Origin of the sequence: Sorangium sp. So ce117 (genome assembly GCF_051524395.1) — a bacterium.
In the GTDB taxonomy this organism is placed as follows: Bacteria; Myxococcota_A; Polyangia; order Polyangiales; family Polyangiaceae; genus Sorangium; species Sorangium cellulosum_B.
In genome coordinates this window covers 8,927,840-8,944,018 of sequence record NZ_CP150309.1, presented here as the reverse complement: position 1 = coordinate 8,944,018, position 16,179 = coordinate 8,927,840, and the positions used below count along the sequence as shown (strand labels likewise).

13 protein-coding genes are annotated in these 16,179 nt (G+C 68.4%); 3 read left to right on the top strand and 10 right to left on the bottom strand.

The window, feature by feature from the left end:
* Nucleotides 1-38: 38 nt before the first annotated feature.
* Complete coding sequence (locus WMF46_RS33520) at nt 39-1,865, bottom strand: glycoside hydrolase family 28 protein (protein ID WP_437980925.1); 1,827 nt, start codon at nt 1,863-1,865, stop codon at nt 39-41.
* A gap of 715 nt (nt 1,866-2,580) precedes the next feature.
* Here WMF46_RS33520 and WMF46_RS33515 point away from each other — a divergent pair.
* A complete protein-coding gene (locus WMF46_RS33515) occupies nt 2,581-3,399 on the top strand; it encodes a hypothetical protein (RefSeq protein WP_437980924.1) in 819 nt (272 codons plus the stop codon).
* Here WMF46_RS33515 and WMF46_RS33510 read toward each other — a convergent pair.
* The 4 genes from WMF46_RS33510 to WMF46_RS33495 form a co-directional block, all read right to left on the bottom strand.
* Nucleotides 3,369-4,289, bottom strand: coding sequence for an alpha/beta hydrolase (locus WMF46_RS33510; protein ID WP_437980923.1), 921 nt, complete (start codon nt 4,287-4,289; stop codon nt 3,369-3,371). The genes WMF46_RS33515 and WMF46_RS33510 overlap by 31 nt on opposite strands.
* A gap of 188 nt (nt 4,290-4,477) precedes the next feature.
* A complete protein-coding gene (locus WMF46_RS33505; protein WP_437980922.1) occupies nt 4,478-4,981 on the bottom strand; it encodes an SRPBCC family protein in 504 nt (167 codons plus the stop codon).
* 790 nt (nt 4,982-5,771) lie between these two features.
* Nucleotides 5,772-5,897, bottom strand: coding sequence for a hypothetical protein (locus tag WMF46_RS33500; RefSeq protein ID WP_437980921.1), 126 nt, complete (start codon nt 5,895-5,897; stop codon nt 5,772-5,774).
* Between the two features lie 30 nt (nt 5,898-5,927).
* On the bottom strand, nt 5,928-6,275 hold the full coding sequence (locus WMF46_RS33495) for a hypothetical protein (protein ID WP_437980920.1): 348 nt from the start codon (nt 6,273-6,275) through the stop codon (nt 5,928-5,930).
* Nucleotides 6,276-6,397: 122 nt separating this feature from the next.
* Here WMF46_RS33495 and WMF46_RS33490 point away from each other — a divergent pair, with 122 nt between their 5' ends.
* Nucleotides 6,398-8,473: a CARDB domain-containing protein gene (locus tag WMF46_RS33490; protein ID WP_437980919.1), complete on the top strand. Its 2,076-nt coding sequence runs from the start codon at nt 6,398-6,400 to the stop codon at nt 8,471-8,473.
* A gap of 115 nt (nt 8,474-8,588) precedes the next feature.
* Here WMF46_RS33490 and WMF46_RS33485 read toward each other — a convergent pair whose 3' ends face one another.
* From WMF46_RS33485 to WMF46_RS33470, 4 genes are all read right to left on the bottom strand, one after another.
* The gene (locus tag WMF46_RS33485) at nt 8,589-10,790 is read right to left on the bottom strand and encodes a hypothetical protein (RefSeq protein ID WP_437980918.1); all 2,202 of its coding nucleotides are present in this window, start codon (nt 10,788-10,790) and stop codon (nt 8,589-8,591) included.
* Nucleotides 10,791-11,037: 247 nt separating this feature from the next.
* Entirely contained in the window at nt 11,038-11,280 is a 243-nt protein-coding gene (locus WMF46_RS33480) for a type II toxin-antitoxin system RelE family toxin (RefSeq protein ID WP_437793134.1), read from the bottom strand.
* Nucleotides 11,277-11,534, bottom strand: coding sequence for a hypothetical protein (locus tag WMF46_RS33475; RefSeq protein ID WP_437903633.1), 258 nt, complete (start codon nt 11,532-11,534; stop codon nt 11,277-11,279). The genes WMF46_RS33480 and WMF46_RS33475 overlap by 4 nt, the downstream gene beginning before the upstream one ends.
* 652 nt (nt 11,535-12,186) lie before the next feature.
* The gene (locus tag WMF46_RS33470) at nt 12,187-13,209 is read right to left on the bottom strand and encodes an alpha/beta hydrolase family protein (RefSeq protein WP_437980917.1); all 1,023 of its coding nucleotides are present in this window, start codon (nt 13,207-13,209) and stop codon (nt 12,187-12,189) included.
* A gap of 726 nt (nt 13,210-13,935) precedes the next feature.
* On the opposite strand from WMF46_RS33470, the gene WMF46_RS33465 reads away from it, so the two are divergent.
* Nucleotides 13,936-14,667 carry a hypothetical protein gene (locus WMF46_RS33465; RefSeq protein ID WP_437980916.1) on the top strand — a complete coding sequence of 244 codons (732 nt, stop codon included), beginning with the start codon at nt 13,936-13,938 and terminating at the stop codon, nt 14,665-14,667.
* 280 nt (nt 14,668-14,947) lie between these two features.
* Here the strand turns inward: WMF46_RS33465 and WMF46_RS33460 are convergent, their stop codons facing one another.
* On the bottom strand, nt 14,948-16,153 hold the full coding sequence (locus WMF46_RS33460; protein ID WP_437980915.1) for a hypothetical protein: 1,206 nt from the start codon (nt 16,151-16,153) through the stop codon (nt 14,948-14,950).
* Nucleotides 16,154-16,179: the final 26 nt, after the last annotated feature.

The following is a 16,179-nucleotide window of genomic DNA, read 5'->3' as shown; positions in this document are numbered from 1 at the left end:
CGCAGGTCGGAGGCAAGGACCAGACTTTCGGCGTTCCTTCACTTGAACGTGATGTTGGACACGTACTGGTTCACGTTCCAGCCGTTTCGACTCGTGACCTTGTTGCCCTGGATGGTGAAATTGTCGAAGTGAATCCCATTGATGTTCACGGTGCTCGACTTGCCGTGAATGTAGATCTCCTTGTTCACGGCGGAGGCAACATTGTTGATGAACACTTCCTTGACCGTGGCCCGGTTGGGAGCGTTGCGCCAGGTCGCCGTTGCATCTTCTTCGAAGTCGATGATCCTGCCGTCGACCGTCTCGACCCTGACGTCCTGCCAGGTGATGTTCTGGATGACAGCGGTGTCGTCCGCGTTGATCCCGAGGGCCCGGCCGGCCTTGACGACATCGATGTCCTTGAAGGTGATATCCTCGATCACCTGACCGTAGGTCTTGGTTCCGATCTTCGTCGCCGCTGAGTTGCTGTAGGCAACCACCTTCTCATAGGTGATGGCCTTGGTGTCCAGCTTGCCTTCTTGCTCGCGCTTCGGCGACATGCTGTCATCACCGCTGTAGATGAAGGCATTGTAGAGCTTGCCGTTCGTGGAGCAGTCGAAGTCCACTCCGTCGGTCTGGTTGTAGGCTGTCGTGGTGGGACGGCGATTGATCACCTTGAAGTTCTGAATGGTCACCTTGTCGCTGTCGAAGATCAGCGTGTTCCAGAAGACTGGATCGCGCACGACGATGCCGTCGACCAGCACGTCCGTGCTGTCGTCGATCCGGAGGGTGTTGATCTTGAAAGAGGGTGTGTCGTTGTTGGTGCCACGGATCCTCGAACCATTGCCGTCGATCACTCCCCGGCCGAGGATCTTCGTGTTGCTCACCTTGTTCATGTGAACCACGCCGTGGGAGGTGTTTTCGACGGCCGGTGCGCCCGTGCCATTGTAGTCGCCCGTGCTGGTCGAGCCGTCCAGGATGGCGCCGGCCGCCAGATACAATGTCATGTTGCTCTTCAGCCACAATTCCCCGGTCTTGTAGCGTCCGGGAGGCACGTACAGGACGTTCTGCGTGGCTCCGGAGGCGGCGTCGATGGCGGACTGCACCTTGGAGGTGACGAGCGCAGCGCCCGTGTTGTCCACGTCGTAGTCTGCGAGGTTCTTCACGTCGGCATCGCCCAATTCCGGCGGATCGACCTCCTGGTCGTCAATGAGGACGAACAGCAATTCCTTGGAGGCGATCTGCAGAATCAAGTAGTTGGGCCCGCTGTCGAAGGTGAGCGTGTCACCGTTCTTGGTCGCCGACAGCATTCGGCTCTTCGGGCTCAAGGTGTAGGAATTGAAGCCTCCGTTCACCGTAACGGCGACGGTCGCCTTGCAGCCGCTCGCCACGCCGAAGTGGGCGTAGTGCACCTGCATCTCCTGGCCAAACTTGGTCATCTTTTCGACGAACTGCGCCGCCCCGTTGGCCGTCACCGTATAGAGCGGGCTCTCGGAGGCGCCGGGGAGGGTAGGGTAGGTCATCACTGCCCCGTCGGAATCGCAATCGATGGGCGCGGCCCCGCCGGAGCCTTCGCCCGTCTCACCGCCCGAACCCGAGGTAGCCCCACCCTCCGCGGCGCTGCCGCCCGTGTTGCTTGCACTGCCGCTTCCGCCTGCGCCATTGCCGCTGACCTGACCTCCGCCGGTGCCCGCTCCTCCGCCGGTGCCCGCTCCTCCGCCGGTGCCCGCTCCTCCGCCGGCTGTGCCGCCGCCCGCACCTGGAGGAATGACCGTGCCGCCGCTGCTCGTTTCGCCTCCGCCGTCATCGCCGGTTCCGGAACAGGCTGCTCCGAAAGCCAACGAGACGCCCACGGCGAGGCCCATCACCCAGATGTTAGAAAGGTTCATCTTTGCTCCTCCAAACCGCAGCGGCCACCTTGGTGCTCGCGCGTCAATGTTGCAGTGACGCAAACGGATAGGACAAGCAAACGCGTTCCGAACTGTCAACGTTCACATGGCCGTTCCCGACTCGTGCAGTCCGACTGTATGAATTTGTTGGCAGGAGGGGCCTTATGCGATGAGGCAGGTCTTCCACGCCTGAAACGCCTGGGACTACCGCGACGTAGCACCAAGCGGAAGGCATCCTACCGTATAGCTGTACCCTATTGAGCTCGTCCAAACCGCCGCCGTCGCGGTTCGCGGCGCGTCGTGACGGCCGGCGCACGCGCCTCAGGGCAGACTTACCCCCGGCCACGTCGTCGAGCAGCGCCATCCCCTCGTAGCCGGATTCCTTCGTGATGATCCAGGCGATGCGGTACGTGTCCCCGGTCCGGGACAGGAGGACGTTGCCTGTGTAACTGCCCTGTCCGCCCGGGTTCCGCGAGGAGTTGATATCGCAGGTCCCCGAGAGGTCGAAAGCCGGCGCGGCGGAAGGTGTGCGCCCGGTGCAACTCCGCTGCGCCCGGCGGCCCGGCGGCCACAGGGGCCAGGCCGAGGGGCAAATTGTGCCACGACACACCATGGCACAGACCGGCGGTAGTCCTTGCTCATGGCTGAAATACGGCGCCATCCGCGGCGAGGGAGGGAGCTCTCGGGCGGCACAACGGTTGCCACGTTGCAGGTCATGTCAATTCAACACGACCTTCTTCTGGGCATGCTCTCGCTCTCTCTCCTCGCCGGCTGCACCGCTTCCGAGGTCATCGACGGCGGCGCGGGTGGTGGCGGCGGCGCCGCCGAGTGCTCGATTCCCGCGATGGACCGGATCACGTGGTCGCTGTCCGCGGCGGATGGCACCACCTTCTCTTCCGAGGATCCGGCCGGCGAGGCGGGCGACCCTCCGACGCAGCGCTCGATCGAGGGGCGGATCGTCTCCTCCGCACCGGGCGAGATCACCATCGACTCATGCGCTCCCGACGCGGATTGCGACCAGGCGCTCACCACGCTGACGCTCGCCGCAAGTGGGTTGCCCGACGTGCTCGTCCCGGAGGGCGCCTTCGTGCGGTTCGACTTCCAGGCCCAGCGCGAGCGGAGCGGCTACGGCGACTACGACGACTACACCGCGATGCACCTTACCGTCGAGAATCTCTCCGAATGGCGCGGCCTCTCGAACCCGGTGGCCACGGACGACCGCGTGTGGCTGGCGGCGCACGAGCGCTTCGTCACCGGCGGGCCCAACGCGCTCACCGCCGCGTTCGACCCCTTCACCGTGGAGCGCCTTGACGTCTGCTTCTCGACCGAGGCCGGCAACCCGGTCTATGCCCTGCGGTTCTCGATGGCGGACGCGAGCCCGTCCTCCGTGACATTGAACGCCGGCGAGGAAGCCTCGATCCACATCACAGGCGCGCACGCGGGGGATTACACGTTCCGCAATCTCCGCTCGTTCGAGTACGCGGAGCCGGGCCACGAGTTCGCCTACTGGCTTGCGTTCTCCGAGGCCCCGTGAGCCGGCGTCGCTCGCGAGGCGCCCGCGTCCGCGAGGCCGTCGGCGGCCCGCCCGATCCGCTCCAAGATCTCGCCCACTTCCTCGTCGGAGGTGTCGTGCTCGACCCCGACGTACTCGCGCAGCTCCGCGGTGTACCCGGCGCGCCGCAGCTCGGCGATCGAGTCGCGCGCGCCTCGGGTCGGCACCGCCAGGTCGGAGGCGCCGTGGAAGGCCGTGACCGGCGGAAGCGTCACCGGGCGCGGCCCCGAGCTCAGCGCCGCCGACGTGTAGAGCGACGGCGGGAGCAGACCGCTGATGGGGAAGGCGGCCGCCAGCGCCTCGGGGTGGGTGACCGCCAGGGCGAAGGTCATGATGCCGCCCTGCGAGAAGCCGGTGACGAGGGGATTGCCGACAGTGGGGCGGGCGGCTACCAGGGCGGCGAGCGCGGCGGCGATCCGATCGGCTTCCCGCGTGACGAGGGGGGCGGCGACGTCGTCGCCGACGGAGTCGTACCAGATGTACATCCCGCCGCTCGGGTGGCCGTACGGGAGGATGAGCCGTGCGCGGCGGCGGTAGCGCCGGAGCAGCTGGAGGAAGTCCGCGGGGTCCCCGCCCATGGGGTGCAGCGCGACGATCATGGGCACCCGCTCGTCGGGTCGCGCCCCGCCCGTCATGTGCTCGAGGTAGCGCACGCCCGCGATCTCGCCCCGGGTGGTGCTCCCCGGCGCTCCCGCGGGCGGCGGAGGCGCGACCGGCCCCGCTGACGGCGTCTCCGACGACGGACGCGCGGCCGCCGACCCCGCTGGGGGCGCCGGCGCCGGCTCGCGGCTGCACCCAGGCCCCGCCAGGAGGACCACGCCGATGGAGAGGAGCAGGCGCAAGCGAAGAGGATCGGCCGGCGGGTGGCGCATCGGTACAACAGTACTCCGATCGCGGGAGCGACGCCGCGCGCAGCTCGACGCGCGGCCTCTTCCGTTCGTCCGCAGTTTCGACTGCGCTGCTGGGCTCCATGGGCGGGGTTCGTTCATGGGCAATGACCAACTTACGCGTGAAGTGCTCCATACGGGCCCCGCGCGGCGCAGAGCGCGCCAAGCTGCGGTCAGGGAGCGGGTTTCGCATCGTTCATCGGGAAAGCGCGCTGCGCCGGGCGCGCGAGGGGCTCTGCCTCGATCAGCGTCTTCAGCCGCCCCATCTCCTCGCGCACGTCCCTCGCCAGCCATTCACGCAGGAACGGATCCATCACCCAGCGCCACGGCGCGAAGAAGCGGAAGCGCTCGGTATGCACCACGCGGGTGCCCACGGCGGTCTCGTCGAGATCGAAGCCGCCCTCGAAGGTGAGGAACAGGCAAGCGGGGAACGAGCGCAGGCTGCGATAGCGAACCGCGTGGCGGCCAAGGATCGTCATCTCGAGCGTCACCGGCGGCCCCGGGAGGCCGCGCAGCTTGCCGTCGTGGCGCATCCAGATGCGGTCGCCCTCGCGGCGCATGCCGAGGACGCGGCCGATCTTCCAGTCGGCGAGCTTGTACCGATGGAGGTCCGTCACGAAGTCGATGATGGCTTCCGGCGGTCGCTGGATGACCGCCTCGCCGATCCCCTCGATCATGCCGCCGTCATAGGGCCTCCCGCGCTGCGAGGGAAGGCCTGTAGACGGCCATCACGATCCGCGGGTTCCGGACGCGATCTCGCCGCCGGCTGACGAGACCGCGCCCGGGTTCCGGGTCGTCACCGCCGCGGCCTGGAGCGGGCTGGCCATGAAGTCAGCAAGACTTGCTGACGAGGCAAGGCTTGCTGTCTCCCCGGAGCGCCTTGCGCAAGGCTTGCTGTGTCACCGTCGACCTGCGACCGGAGCGAGCGCGGGGCGAGGGCGTAGGAGCGCTGTCGAGCGGGGCGTTCAGCCCGGTGGCACAGCGTCTGCTCAGGCGCACTGGCCAGCGTTGCCGCAGCGCCGCGGCCCCGCCGTCCGGCAAGGGCGGCGGCGCCCCCGCGGTGGCTGCGCTCAGCGACGAACGCAGAGACAGGAGGCATCCCTTGAGACTCATTTCCCCTCTCGCCCTCGTGAGCATCACCTTGGCGGCCGTGGCCGCGTCTGGCTGCGTCGCCCCGGAGGACGAGGAGCCGCTCGCGTCGGTGGCGCAGCCGGCCGTCGATGCGGGCGAGCGCCAGCATTCCCCGGTGTACGTCAAGAACTGGCCCACGACCGACGGACGTACCCAGTGGTCGAACGTCGTCATCGTCAACCCGAGCGCGCAGCCAGTCTCGGTGACGCTCATGGTCCACCCGACCGACGGAGGCCCGCTCCTCGGCGTCGTCTCGAAGACGATCGCGGGCTTCGCGACGTACAACACGTACGGCGACCCCGCCTGGAACGGCATCGCCGAGAGCGACCCGGCGAGTCACCGCTCCGTCGGGTGGATCGAGCTACAGTCCAGCGCGCCCGTCGTCGCTTCGCACCGGATCACCATCCGCGACGGGAGCACGTACGACGCGCCCGCGCGCCTCTTCGAGGACGAGCCGTTCATCAAGAGCCCGTCGACCCGTCTGCTGTCGAGCTACTTCCTGAAGAACTGGCCCGCGTCGGGCAACAAGACCCAGTGGTCCAACATCCACGTCGTCAACCCAGGACCCGTGCCCGCCCACATCACGGTCAAGGTCCACAGGAATGACGGGAGCGGCGTGCTCGCGACGCTCTCGCGCACCGTGCCGGGCACGGGGGCGTGGGGCTCGTACGGCGACGCCGGCTGGCTCGCGATCCCGAACACCGACGCCGCGAACACCGGAGCGTACGGGTGGGTCGAGGTGACGTCTGACCAGCCCGTCGTCGCGAGCAACCGGATCTCCCTGCGGACGGGCGCCACGTACGACGCGCCCCTGTTCCTCCTCGACGACCTGGCGTTCACGCCCTCGACGTCGACCGACCTTTGCCGGGAGCTTCTTCCTGAGGAACGTCCCCGCGACAGGGACGCTGACCCAGTGGTCGAACCTCGTCGTCAACAACCCGAGCCCGACGCCGACGGACGTCGTGGTCACCGTGCACCGGACCGACGGCGGGCCCGATCTCGGGTCGTTCACGAGGACGATCCCGGCGATGGGGGCGTGGAACGCCTACGGCGACCCGGGCTGGAACGGCATCCCGGACAGCACGCCGGGCCGATCCATCGGCTGGGTGGAGATCCACGCGAGCAGCCCTGTGTTCGGGACCAACAGGGTCATCCTCCGCGACGGGAGCGCGCCGAGTGTGCCCGTCGCGCTGCTCGACGAGGAGCCGCTCGTCCAGGCGACGGAGAACAGCCTCTTCAGCTCGCTCTATCTCAAGAACTGGCCCGCCAGCGCCGGCGTGACCCAGTGGAGCTCGGCCGTCGTCAACAACCCGAGCGCCTACCCGGTGACGATCACGGTCCGGATCCGGAGGGTCGATGGGTCCGGCTCCCTGGCATCGTTCACGAGGACGATCCCCGCGAAGGGGTGGTGGAACGCGTCGAATGACCCGGGCTGGACCGGCGCGACGGAGACGGACGCGCTGAACCATCGCTCGATCGGGTGGGTCGAGATCAACGCGTCGGCGCCCGTCCTCGGGCTGGACCGCGTCGTCCTCCGGCAAGGCACCACGGCGGACGCGCCGGTGGTGCTGCTCGACGGGACGCCGCTCGCCGCCGGGGCGCGCGCCACGCAGGACCTCATCGCCGGCTGGATCAGCCGCGCGCCGGCGCTCGACTACGTCTGGGGCAGCGCGAACCCCGCGGTCGAGGGGTGGCCCACGGCGGGGTCGTCCGTGACCTGGAGGGCCCACGTCCGCAACCGGTCGAGCGCGGCGGCGACCGCCGTCCCGTACCGCTGGTCGATCAACGGGGCGGTCGCCGCGACAGGCACGGTGAATGTGCCGGCCAACGGCGCGGCCACCGTCGATCTCCCCTGGACCTGGACGTCCTCGCGGCGCGAGATCGCGTTCTCGATCGACCCCGACGACGCGGTGAGCGAGACGCACGAGCTCAACAACCGGATCGCCGTCGACTCCGACGCGATCAGCGTCGGGCTCTGGGTGGAGCAGAGCGTCCACGACTACTTCGACGACCACCAGCGCGAGCTCGGGGCCGGCTCGAACTCGTGGGAGGACTGGGCTCAGCGCCAGGTGCGGATGTGGAACGAGATGTTCGCCGCGTCGATCTACCCCGAGGCGCCGAGCGGCGTGCTGGACCGGATCCGGCTCGACAAGGTCGTCGTCGTCCCCGACGACGCCCTGCCGCTCGCGGGAGGGTACCCGACCAACAACCCGAACCTGAATGACCGGACGGTCGACCTGCAATGGGGGTTCCCGAACGACGCATCGATCGGGACGTTCTACGGGGACCACGCGACGCGGAGCTCGAGCAACCCGTTCTACTACGAGGCGTCGCTGCTCCACGAGCTCGGCCACGCGCGTTACCTCGTCGACGTCTACGGGTTCAACGTCCACGTCTCGGCGGGTAACCGGATAGACATCCTCGAGAACGGCGCCCCCATCGTGGGCACACCGTACATGCCGTACGTGAACAGCTGGCGCGATGCGGTCCGCTACACGCCGTACACCGGGCTGATGAACGGCAATGGGCCGACGGTCGACCGCCACAGCGCGGTGGCGCTGAACCTGATCCGCGGTCACCGCGCCACGCTCGGCAACTACAATGCACCGGGGAACCTCGGCGCCTACCTGAACGACCTGCCGGCGCAGAACGAGCTCACGGTGAGGGACGCGAGCGGCGCCGCGCTGCCGGGCGCGAGCGTCAGGATCTACCGCGCCGGGCCCGGGGAGGGGTGGTACGCGAAGGTCTACGACAACACGGCGGACATGAGCTTGACCGCCGACGCGGCGGGCAAGGTGCTGCTCGGCAGGTGCCCGTTCTCTGCGACCGGGGGCATCACCCACACGAACAACCACTCGAACGGGGTCGCCATCGTCCGCGTGCAGTCGGGCGACCGGGTGGGATACGGGTTCATCGAGGCGACGGACTTCAACCTCGAGTACTGGCGCGGGCGCACGGCGCTCGGCCGGCACGAGCTCCGCGTCGCGCTGCGGAAGCAGGGCAGCGCCGTCGGCTCAGTCGACGAACACGCTCCGTGACGCGCTCGATCAGCGCGCGAAGCTTCGCGATGCCGGCGCGCAGGTGAAAGAAGCTCGACGCTCCTGCACCGGGGCCTCGCCGTGCTCATGGACGAGACCGTGTCTCAGGATCGCGTCAAAGGGTCGTGATCGTCACGTCGTCGAAGCGCACGTCGCTCATCGCCCACGAGAACAGGGCGACCGAACCCCACGCGTACGTCACCTCGCTCGGCACCGCCAGCACCACCTGACCATTGACCTTGATCCGGTGCGTCGTCCCCTCGCGCTCGACCCGCACCGTCATCCATGCGTTCTGCGGCGGCACATAGCTCGTGTTGACCGCGAGCTCGGTGAAGACGCCGTTGTCCACCCGGACCAGGCGCGCGACGCTCAAGCTCGCGTCGAACATCACCCGGTAGTAGCTCGAGCCGGTGTCGTTGATGGCGTACATGAGGCCGAAGCCGTCGGGGTCGCCCGCGTAGATCTTCGCCGAGAGCGCTCCCTGCCCGAAGGCCGTGCGGGGCGCGACGAGGTAGGTCCCGCGCATGTCGACAGCTCCGTCGGCCGCGGTCTGGGGGTAATCGAACGCGCTGCCCGTCTCGGTCGCCGCGCCGCCTGCCCCCCGCCAGTTCGACGAGCTGCCGGTGATGCCCTCGTTGATCGCGGTCCAGACGCTCGGCGCGACGCCTTGATCGAACGTCTCTCTGAAGGGGATGGTGCCCAGCTTGGCCACGTTGACCGAGCTCAGGTCCACGGTGACGACGGAGCCGGCCGCCTTCCCGCATGAGGTGGTCTTGATCTCCTCCCAGAGGACGTAATCGTGGGAGACCCAGGTGTGCCGCACCGACTGCAGGTTGACGTTCTCCACCGGGTAAAGCGACTGATCCTGGAGGCTCGCCGAGTAGATACCCTCGTATTCCTCCGTGAGCGTGCTCTTGGCGAGGTTGGGCAGGCCGTAGAGGCCGCCCCACGTGTCGTTGTGGAGGTCCTCCCATTTCTTGTAAGAATGCCCGCTCACCGAGGCCAGCTTGTATTGCCAGCCGAAGATCGAACCCGAGGAGAAATCGATCACGTCGAAGTCGTTCAAGGACTGAGAGGCCTGCTCGCTCACATCGAAGCTGAAGCTCGTGGACGGCCCATCGACGCCCACGCCCCCGCCAACCGAGAACCCGTTCGACGTGGTGAACGTCGAGGACTCGTTGGCCGAGTGGGGCCTGTGGGCGTAGGGCGAGAGCCCCCCCGACAGGGGACGAATCGAGTGCTGGAGGGTCTCCTGGAAGTAGCCTCGGTTGTTCCCCGAGTTCCACTTGAGCCCGCCGGGGTTGTACTGGGTGCCATTGCCCGCGAAGACGACGTATTTGCCCTCCGGCGCGTTGGACGCGAGGAGCGTCACCGTGAAGTTGCGGTCGATGACGGAGCGCTGGCCGTCGCCGCCGCACTCCCAGGTGATGGAGGGGGACGTCACGTTGTACGAGCGGTAGGTGCCCTCGGGCAGAGGCTCGGTCACGAGCTGGGCGAGCGCGTGGGCCTTGTGGTCCGCGAGCAGGCCCTTGATCTCGGCGAGGAGCTCGCCCCGGGCAGGCAACGCCGTCTGCGCGACCTCGGACCTCGAGGCGATCCGGGGCTTTGCGTCGATGGTGATGGGCTCGGCCTCGGGCGCCGCGTCGAACAGCGCGTCGAGCTCGGCCTCGCTCCTTTCGAGCTTCTTTCCGAGCTCGGCCCGCTCGTCCGCGGTCATCCGGGCGTACCTCGCCTTCGCGGAAGCCGGCAAGCGCACCGAGCTGTGTTCCTCGGTCTCCTCGCCGGTGACGTCGCCAAAGACGCGCACGTCGAAGCGCTGGCCGCCTGGGCTGGGCGCCGCGTAGACGACTTGCGCGGACATCCCGATGCCCAGCGCCAGCGCGACCTTCTCGGCGTCGCGCGCGTTCTCGAGGATCACAGGCACCCCCGCGAGGCGCGCTGCCCGGAGCACGGACGCGTAGGAGCGGATGTCGTCGGCGCTCGCGGCCTCGGCGTCGATGAGCACGGCGGACGCCTCTGCCAGGCGGCTCGCGGGGCTCGGATCCGCGATGAGGTCCGCCCGGAACCTCGAAGGGGCGCCGTCCATGAGCTCCGCGAGCAGAGGGGCCTTTTCGCGTTGAATGGACGTGAGCGCGACGACAGGGCCCGTCGTGACATCGGCGGGCTTCGCGGCCGGGTCGCTGGGCTCCTCGGCGCCCGGCTCGTGGTCCATGAAAGGATCCGCCTGGGTCTCCGGGGCAAGGTCCCCGCAGCCCGTGACGGCCAGGAGGGTGAGGGCCAGGGGAGAGAGGCGAGCCAGAAAGGTGAATTGTCGCATGGGGGTCCTCCCAGAACATTCGTTGCAGGGTGAGGTCGGACGCGCGGGCGGTGGGGGCGCCGATGCCCCTCGCTCCACGCGCCTCAACCCTTTTCCGTAAACGGAGAGGAAGACCCGACACGGGCTCGGTCGATTTCTGGATCGACCGAGCCCGCGCTCTCCGAGCCCCGCGGCGCGCCACGGAGGCGCGATCGCGATGGCATCCTGGGGGATGACCTCCCGGACGCCGGCGTCCTGGCGGTGCCAGTTACAGGCTGTACACCCACCAGACGCGCATCACGCCGTCCCAGGGGTCGAGCGTGGTGAGGACGCGATACCGCCCGACGCGCAATCTCATGACACCGGCATGGTCAGCGGGGACGCGGCGGACGTCGCCCTCGCCGGTCGTAGCGAAGCGCTGCACGGCCGCGTCGATGCGTTCACCGTCACGCCAGTGGATCCGCTGAAGCGAGATGATGCCCGACGGCATCCACTCGACCTCCCAGCTCATCGACGCAGGCGCGCGCGCATCAGCTCGTCGAACTCCGCCCCAGCGCCTTCGGCTTCTGCCCGCCGCCGGAGCTCAGCCGTGACCACCTCGTGCGGGATCCCCTGGCCGTCCGCCCCAGCCTCCATCGCCGCGCGCTCCTCCTCCGTCAGCGGCTCGTCATCGATCGGCGCGCGCAGAACGGCCTGCCACACCGGGTCGTTCTCGGGGATGACCGGCTGCCGAGCAGGCGCGGCGCTGTCTCGTCGGGGGCTCATGCCTGAGATGCTACTACGGGCCCCTCGTCAGATCGACGGCGCAGGATGTGGACATTGTAGACCGCTGACGGCAATGCGCGGCGTCAGCGGCGCCGATCCCGCTCCCGGCGCTCCTGCTCGGCGATGGACGCGTCGGCCGCGCGGACGCCCATGACCCATGACGAAGAGCTCCGCGTCCGCTGTGTCGTCGAGGTCCAGGCCGGCGCGGAGGGCATCACATCTCGGACGGCAGTTCGCGCGCGGCCTCCGCTCATCGCCGCCCAGGACGACCAGCCCCGCGCCCGGCGCAGGTCGCCAGCAGCTTCCGAGCCTCCCGCGCCGAAGTCGCAGTCGGGGCGCCCCCGGGGCACTGCCAGGCCGCCGCGACGGCCGAGGCGGGGCGGGCGGTGGACGGGGGGCCGGCGGTCGACGCGGGGCCGTCGGCCCCGCCGGGGGCGACGGACGCGGGCCCCTGGGACGCGACCAGCGTGGCGAGCGTCAGCGGGGGCTGCTCGGCCGGGGCCCTGTCCGGATCGGTGCGCGGCGCGCTCGGCCGGGAGGACGGCAGCGGCGAGGGGTCCACCGCCGAATCCACGCGCCTGCGCCGGGCGGTGTCAACGTCCGCCTTGCCCGCGCACGAGGCGCGCAGGGCGCGGACCGATCACGGCGGCGGTCACTGCTGCTCGCGAAAGAACTCGATGCTTTGCCTCATCGCCTCCGGGACGGAGGTGAAATGATCCCCTGCGACCGGCACCACCTTGACGTCGAGCCCGCTGCGCTGCGCCAGGAGGGCGAGCCGCTGGCTCGCGGGGCCGAAGAAGCGCTCCCCGCCGGACAGCCCGTGGTACAGCCGCACCGGGCACCGAAAGCTCGTCGCATAGGCAACCGGCGAGCGGATCTGGAACTCCCGTATGTCGTACGGGCTGAAAGGAATGAGCCTGGTGTGACCCGAGGACCAGTCGATCTGGTTGGGCGACCCGGAGAACGACGCGGCGGCGCGAAACCGGTCGGATCCCATCGCTGCGAGGAGGGTGAGTGTCCCTCCCACGCTATGGCCTGCGACATGGAGGCGATCGGGTTGCACATAGGGCAGCTTGGCCAGGGCGTCGGCGGCGGCGAGCACGTCGTCGACCTCGTGGAAGAACATCGAGAACCCGCCGGGGAGGCCGTTCTCTCCTCGGAGCATGGGCATGAGGACGACGAAGCCCGCGTCTCGATAGGGCTCTGCCATCTCCCAGTCATCGAGGGCGAAGGCGAACCCACCATGCAGGAACAGGACCGCGGGCAGGCGGCGTCCGTCGGCCGGGGGCTCACTGACCCATGCCTTGAGCTTGAGGCCGCCGGAGAGATACGATATCTCGCGCGCGCCCGGGGGCGGCGGGACGTTCTGGTAGCTCTGAGGTGCCGGATCCGTGGAGATGAGCTTGGTCTTGAACTTCGCGCGCGCCTCTGCATAAGGCTCGTCCTGCAGCTCGAGCCCTGGGGAGACCGGGGGCAGCGGCGCGGGCTCCGGCGCCGGCCCGGCGGTCTCCGCCGCGATCGGCGCGGCCGGCGCCGGCTCGGTGCCAGCTGGCGCGGTGGGCCCGCGAGCTCCTGGGGCAGCGCGCGGCACCTCCTGGCAGGCGAGCGCCGTGAGCGCCGTGAGCGGCGCGAGCGCGATGATGGGTCGAAGCCGAGGGCGCGTGATGAGTGGCATGTCCAAGCCATGATCTATATCAACCATGGTAGTTCGTGAAAGCCCCTCGGATGAGGCGCGATGTGGACGCACCTGTGCCCACACGCGCGGCTCCGTCCCGGGCGCTCGAAGGCTTCGTGATGCCGAGTGGAAGACGAAAGAGAAAAGGTGAAAGTCGTCCCTCCCCGGTTTGAGCGAGGATAGCGCGTAGGTAAAAGAAGCCGGAGCGCTGCGCGAAGAAGTGTGGCGCGGCGAACCGAAGTGGCGGGACCGCGCGCGTCGCGACACCTCGTTCATGGAACCACGAGGATAGCGTAACGGGAAAAAGCCAGGCGGACGAGCGGAGCGGGGGTTCATCAAAGCCTTTCCTTGTCATCCACATGCTGGCGAGTCTGTACATCGGAGAGGGCTGGTCCCGAGGTGCGAGGCTTGCCCTCCGGTATCCGTCCTGTACGAGGACGGGCTGCATCCGCACCGGCCGAATGGCGTGGAGCGCTGGAGACGCCATTGCGTCGTCCCAGACCGAACGCATCGACGATGCGCCCGTCCCCGCCGGCCCTGGCCGGCCAGCGCGACCAAATTGCCGAGGAGGGAAGGAGAATTCAATCCTGTTTGTGGTAGGTTCATGCATTGCGCGCCTGCCCGATCGGCGATGCAGCTCCGCTCGCATCCTTCGGAGGAGCCGTCCTCGAGCGCCGCGTGGACACGCAGGTGAACATTCTCGTTGATGGGGGCCCGATGATACGGATGAAGCTTCTTGGATTGTTGATGGCCGGCCTCTCGTTCTCGCTCGTGGCATGCGGCGATGGCGAGGGGAGCCATGGGGGCAAAGCCGACGACAACACTGGCGGCGGGACCGATGCCGGCGGCGGAAGCGACACCGGCGGCGGAAGCGACACCGGCGGCGGAAGCGAGACCGGTGGCGGGACCGATACCGGCGGCGGAAGCGACACCGGTGGCGGGACCGGCGCCGGCGGCGGGACCGGCACCGGCGGCGGGACCGACACTGGCGGCGGGACCGACACCGGCGGCGGGACCGACACTGGCGGCGGGACCGACACCGGCGGCGGGACCGACACCGGCGGCGGGGATGCTCTCGACGGCGAGCAGCTCGGCGAGCTGACGGCCGCAGAGGCCCAGCAGGTGTGCGACGACGTCACCGGGGCACTCGATCTCTCGAAGGAGGACCTGTGCGACCTCACCGGGGTGCTCGCCAGCGTCGTGGATGGAACGGACTGCGAGACCGCCAGGGCGGATTGCATCCGCGCTCCGGAGGCGCCCGAGCCGGCCGGCTCGTGCGAGACGGCCGGCTTCGTGGGGTGCACCGCCACCGTCGCGGAGCTCAAGGCCTGCATGATCGCCACGGGCGACGCCTTCGAGGCGATCACGTGTGCGTCGTCCATCGATGACTTCTCGCCGCAACCCGCGGCGTGCGCGGCCGTCAAACTGAAATGCCCGGGGCTCCTCGCAGGCGCCTGAGCGCTCGTGAGATCGCCCCTACGGGGACGGCGGTCCTTCGGCGTGCCCATGGACGAGCCGACCGGTCGCGTGATCTCGGCGCGCTATCTGCTCCCCAGGGAGCACGCCCGGCTGGCCGAGCGCCTCGAGGAGAGCTCGCCCAGCGGTTCGGCGACCACGACCAGGCGCACCTCGCGCGGGACGTGGCGCTTAGGTAAAAGAAGCCGGATCGCTGCGCGAAGAAGTGTGGCGCGGCGATCGTAGCTGATCGGCGTTGTAAGGGCAGGCCTTAGCGCAGGGTCTACGGAAACTCGCGCACCTTGACCGCGCGTGTCGTGCCCGGGTAGGCGTCGTTGTAGTGCTCCACCCCATAAAGCAGGATCTCGCCGTCGGGATCCACATAGATCCCGGCCCCTGCATCGAAGGCGCAGTAGCGCTTGTTGCCCGTAGCCGCGCTGCTGCAGGACATGTGTCGGCTGGCCACCTCGGTGAAGCCAGGCACGAAGGTCGCGCTGAGGTCCACACGCCACAGGTCGACCCAGTCCTCGTCAAACCATTTGTTCCTGTGCGTGCCAGCGACAAAGAGCTGCCCGTCGCACTGGGTCACGAGCTGCAAGCCCTGGTATTCCGCGCCGCCAAAGGGCGTTGAGACGCTCGCCTGAGATATCCAGGTGGAGCTCGAGCTGCCGAAATAGGGCATTGCCGCCTCCGAGGACACGAACACCTCGACGTCGTCCGAGTTGTGGCCAAAGACGAACGCGAGGTAGCGGCCAGAGGAGAGCAGCGTGAGGCTCACCGCTCCCGCATTGACCGTCTGACCTCGCGTTCGCAAGACCAGCGGGCTCCACTGGGGGTTCAAGGGATTCGACAGCCTGGCGATGCGAAAGCCCGCCGTCGCCTGATCGTCGTTCTTTTCGAAAGGCACGATGACGTACTCGCCGTTCACCTGAAGGCCGCCCGAGTGATCGTACGGCATCCCTGAGTCGTCGGACTGGTAGTGCACGATCGCGTCGCTGCAGGACGGGAGCCGGGAGGGAGAGGCATTCCGACCCAGCAGCCACGGGTTGTTGCTCAGCGATCCGAGGCGCACGACCTCGAAGCCCGGGCGTGCGTCCCCCTGAACCGAGGTCGTCACCAGGAGATAGTTGTAGTCACGCGCGAGCCGTTGGATGCCCTGGTGGTGAATGAGCCCGGTGCCCGTCGTGGGCGCATACGTGCTGCAGGCGTCACTGCCGCTGCGGTAGGCCATGACATAGTTCGGGTTGTAGAGCGCGTTGATGCTGCTGGCGGCATCGTTCACGCAGCGGTTCGTATAGGGGTTCGTGTGGTCCGCGTGGGCCCAGCCCCAATGGGAGCTCAGCCCCTGGTAGGCCACGCCCACTTCGTCGAGCGCTGGCTCGGCTGTGCTCTCATCCGTCTCACCACAGGCGACGAGAGACAGTACGGCGACTGCTGCTAGAGCCAGCGACAAGATCCCGGATTGGAGATTGCAACCATCGTTCTTCATGGCGTCCTCGGAGAGAGAGGTGTGCT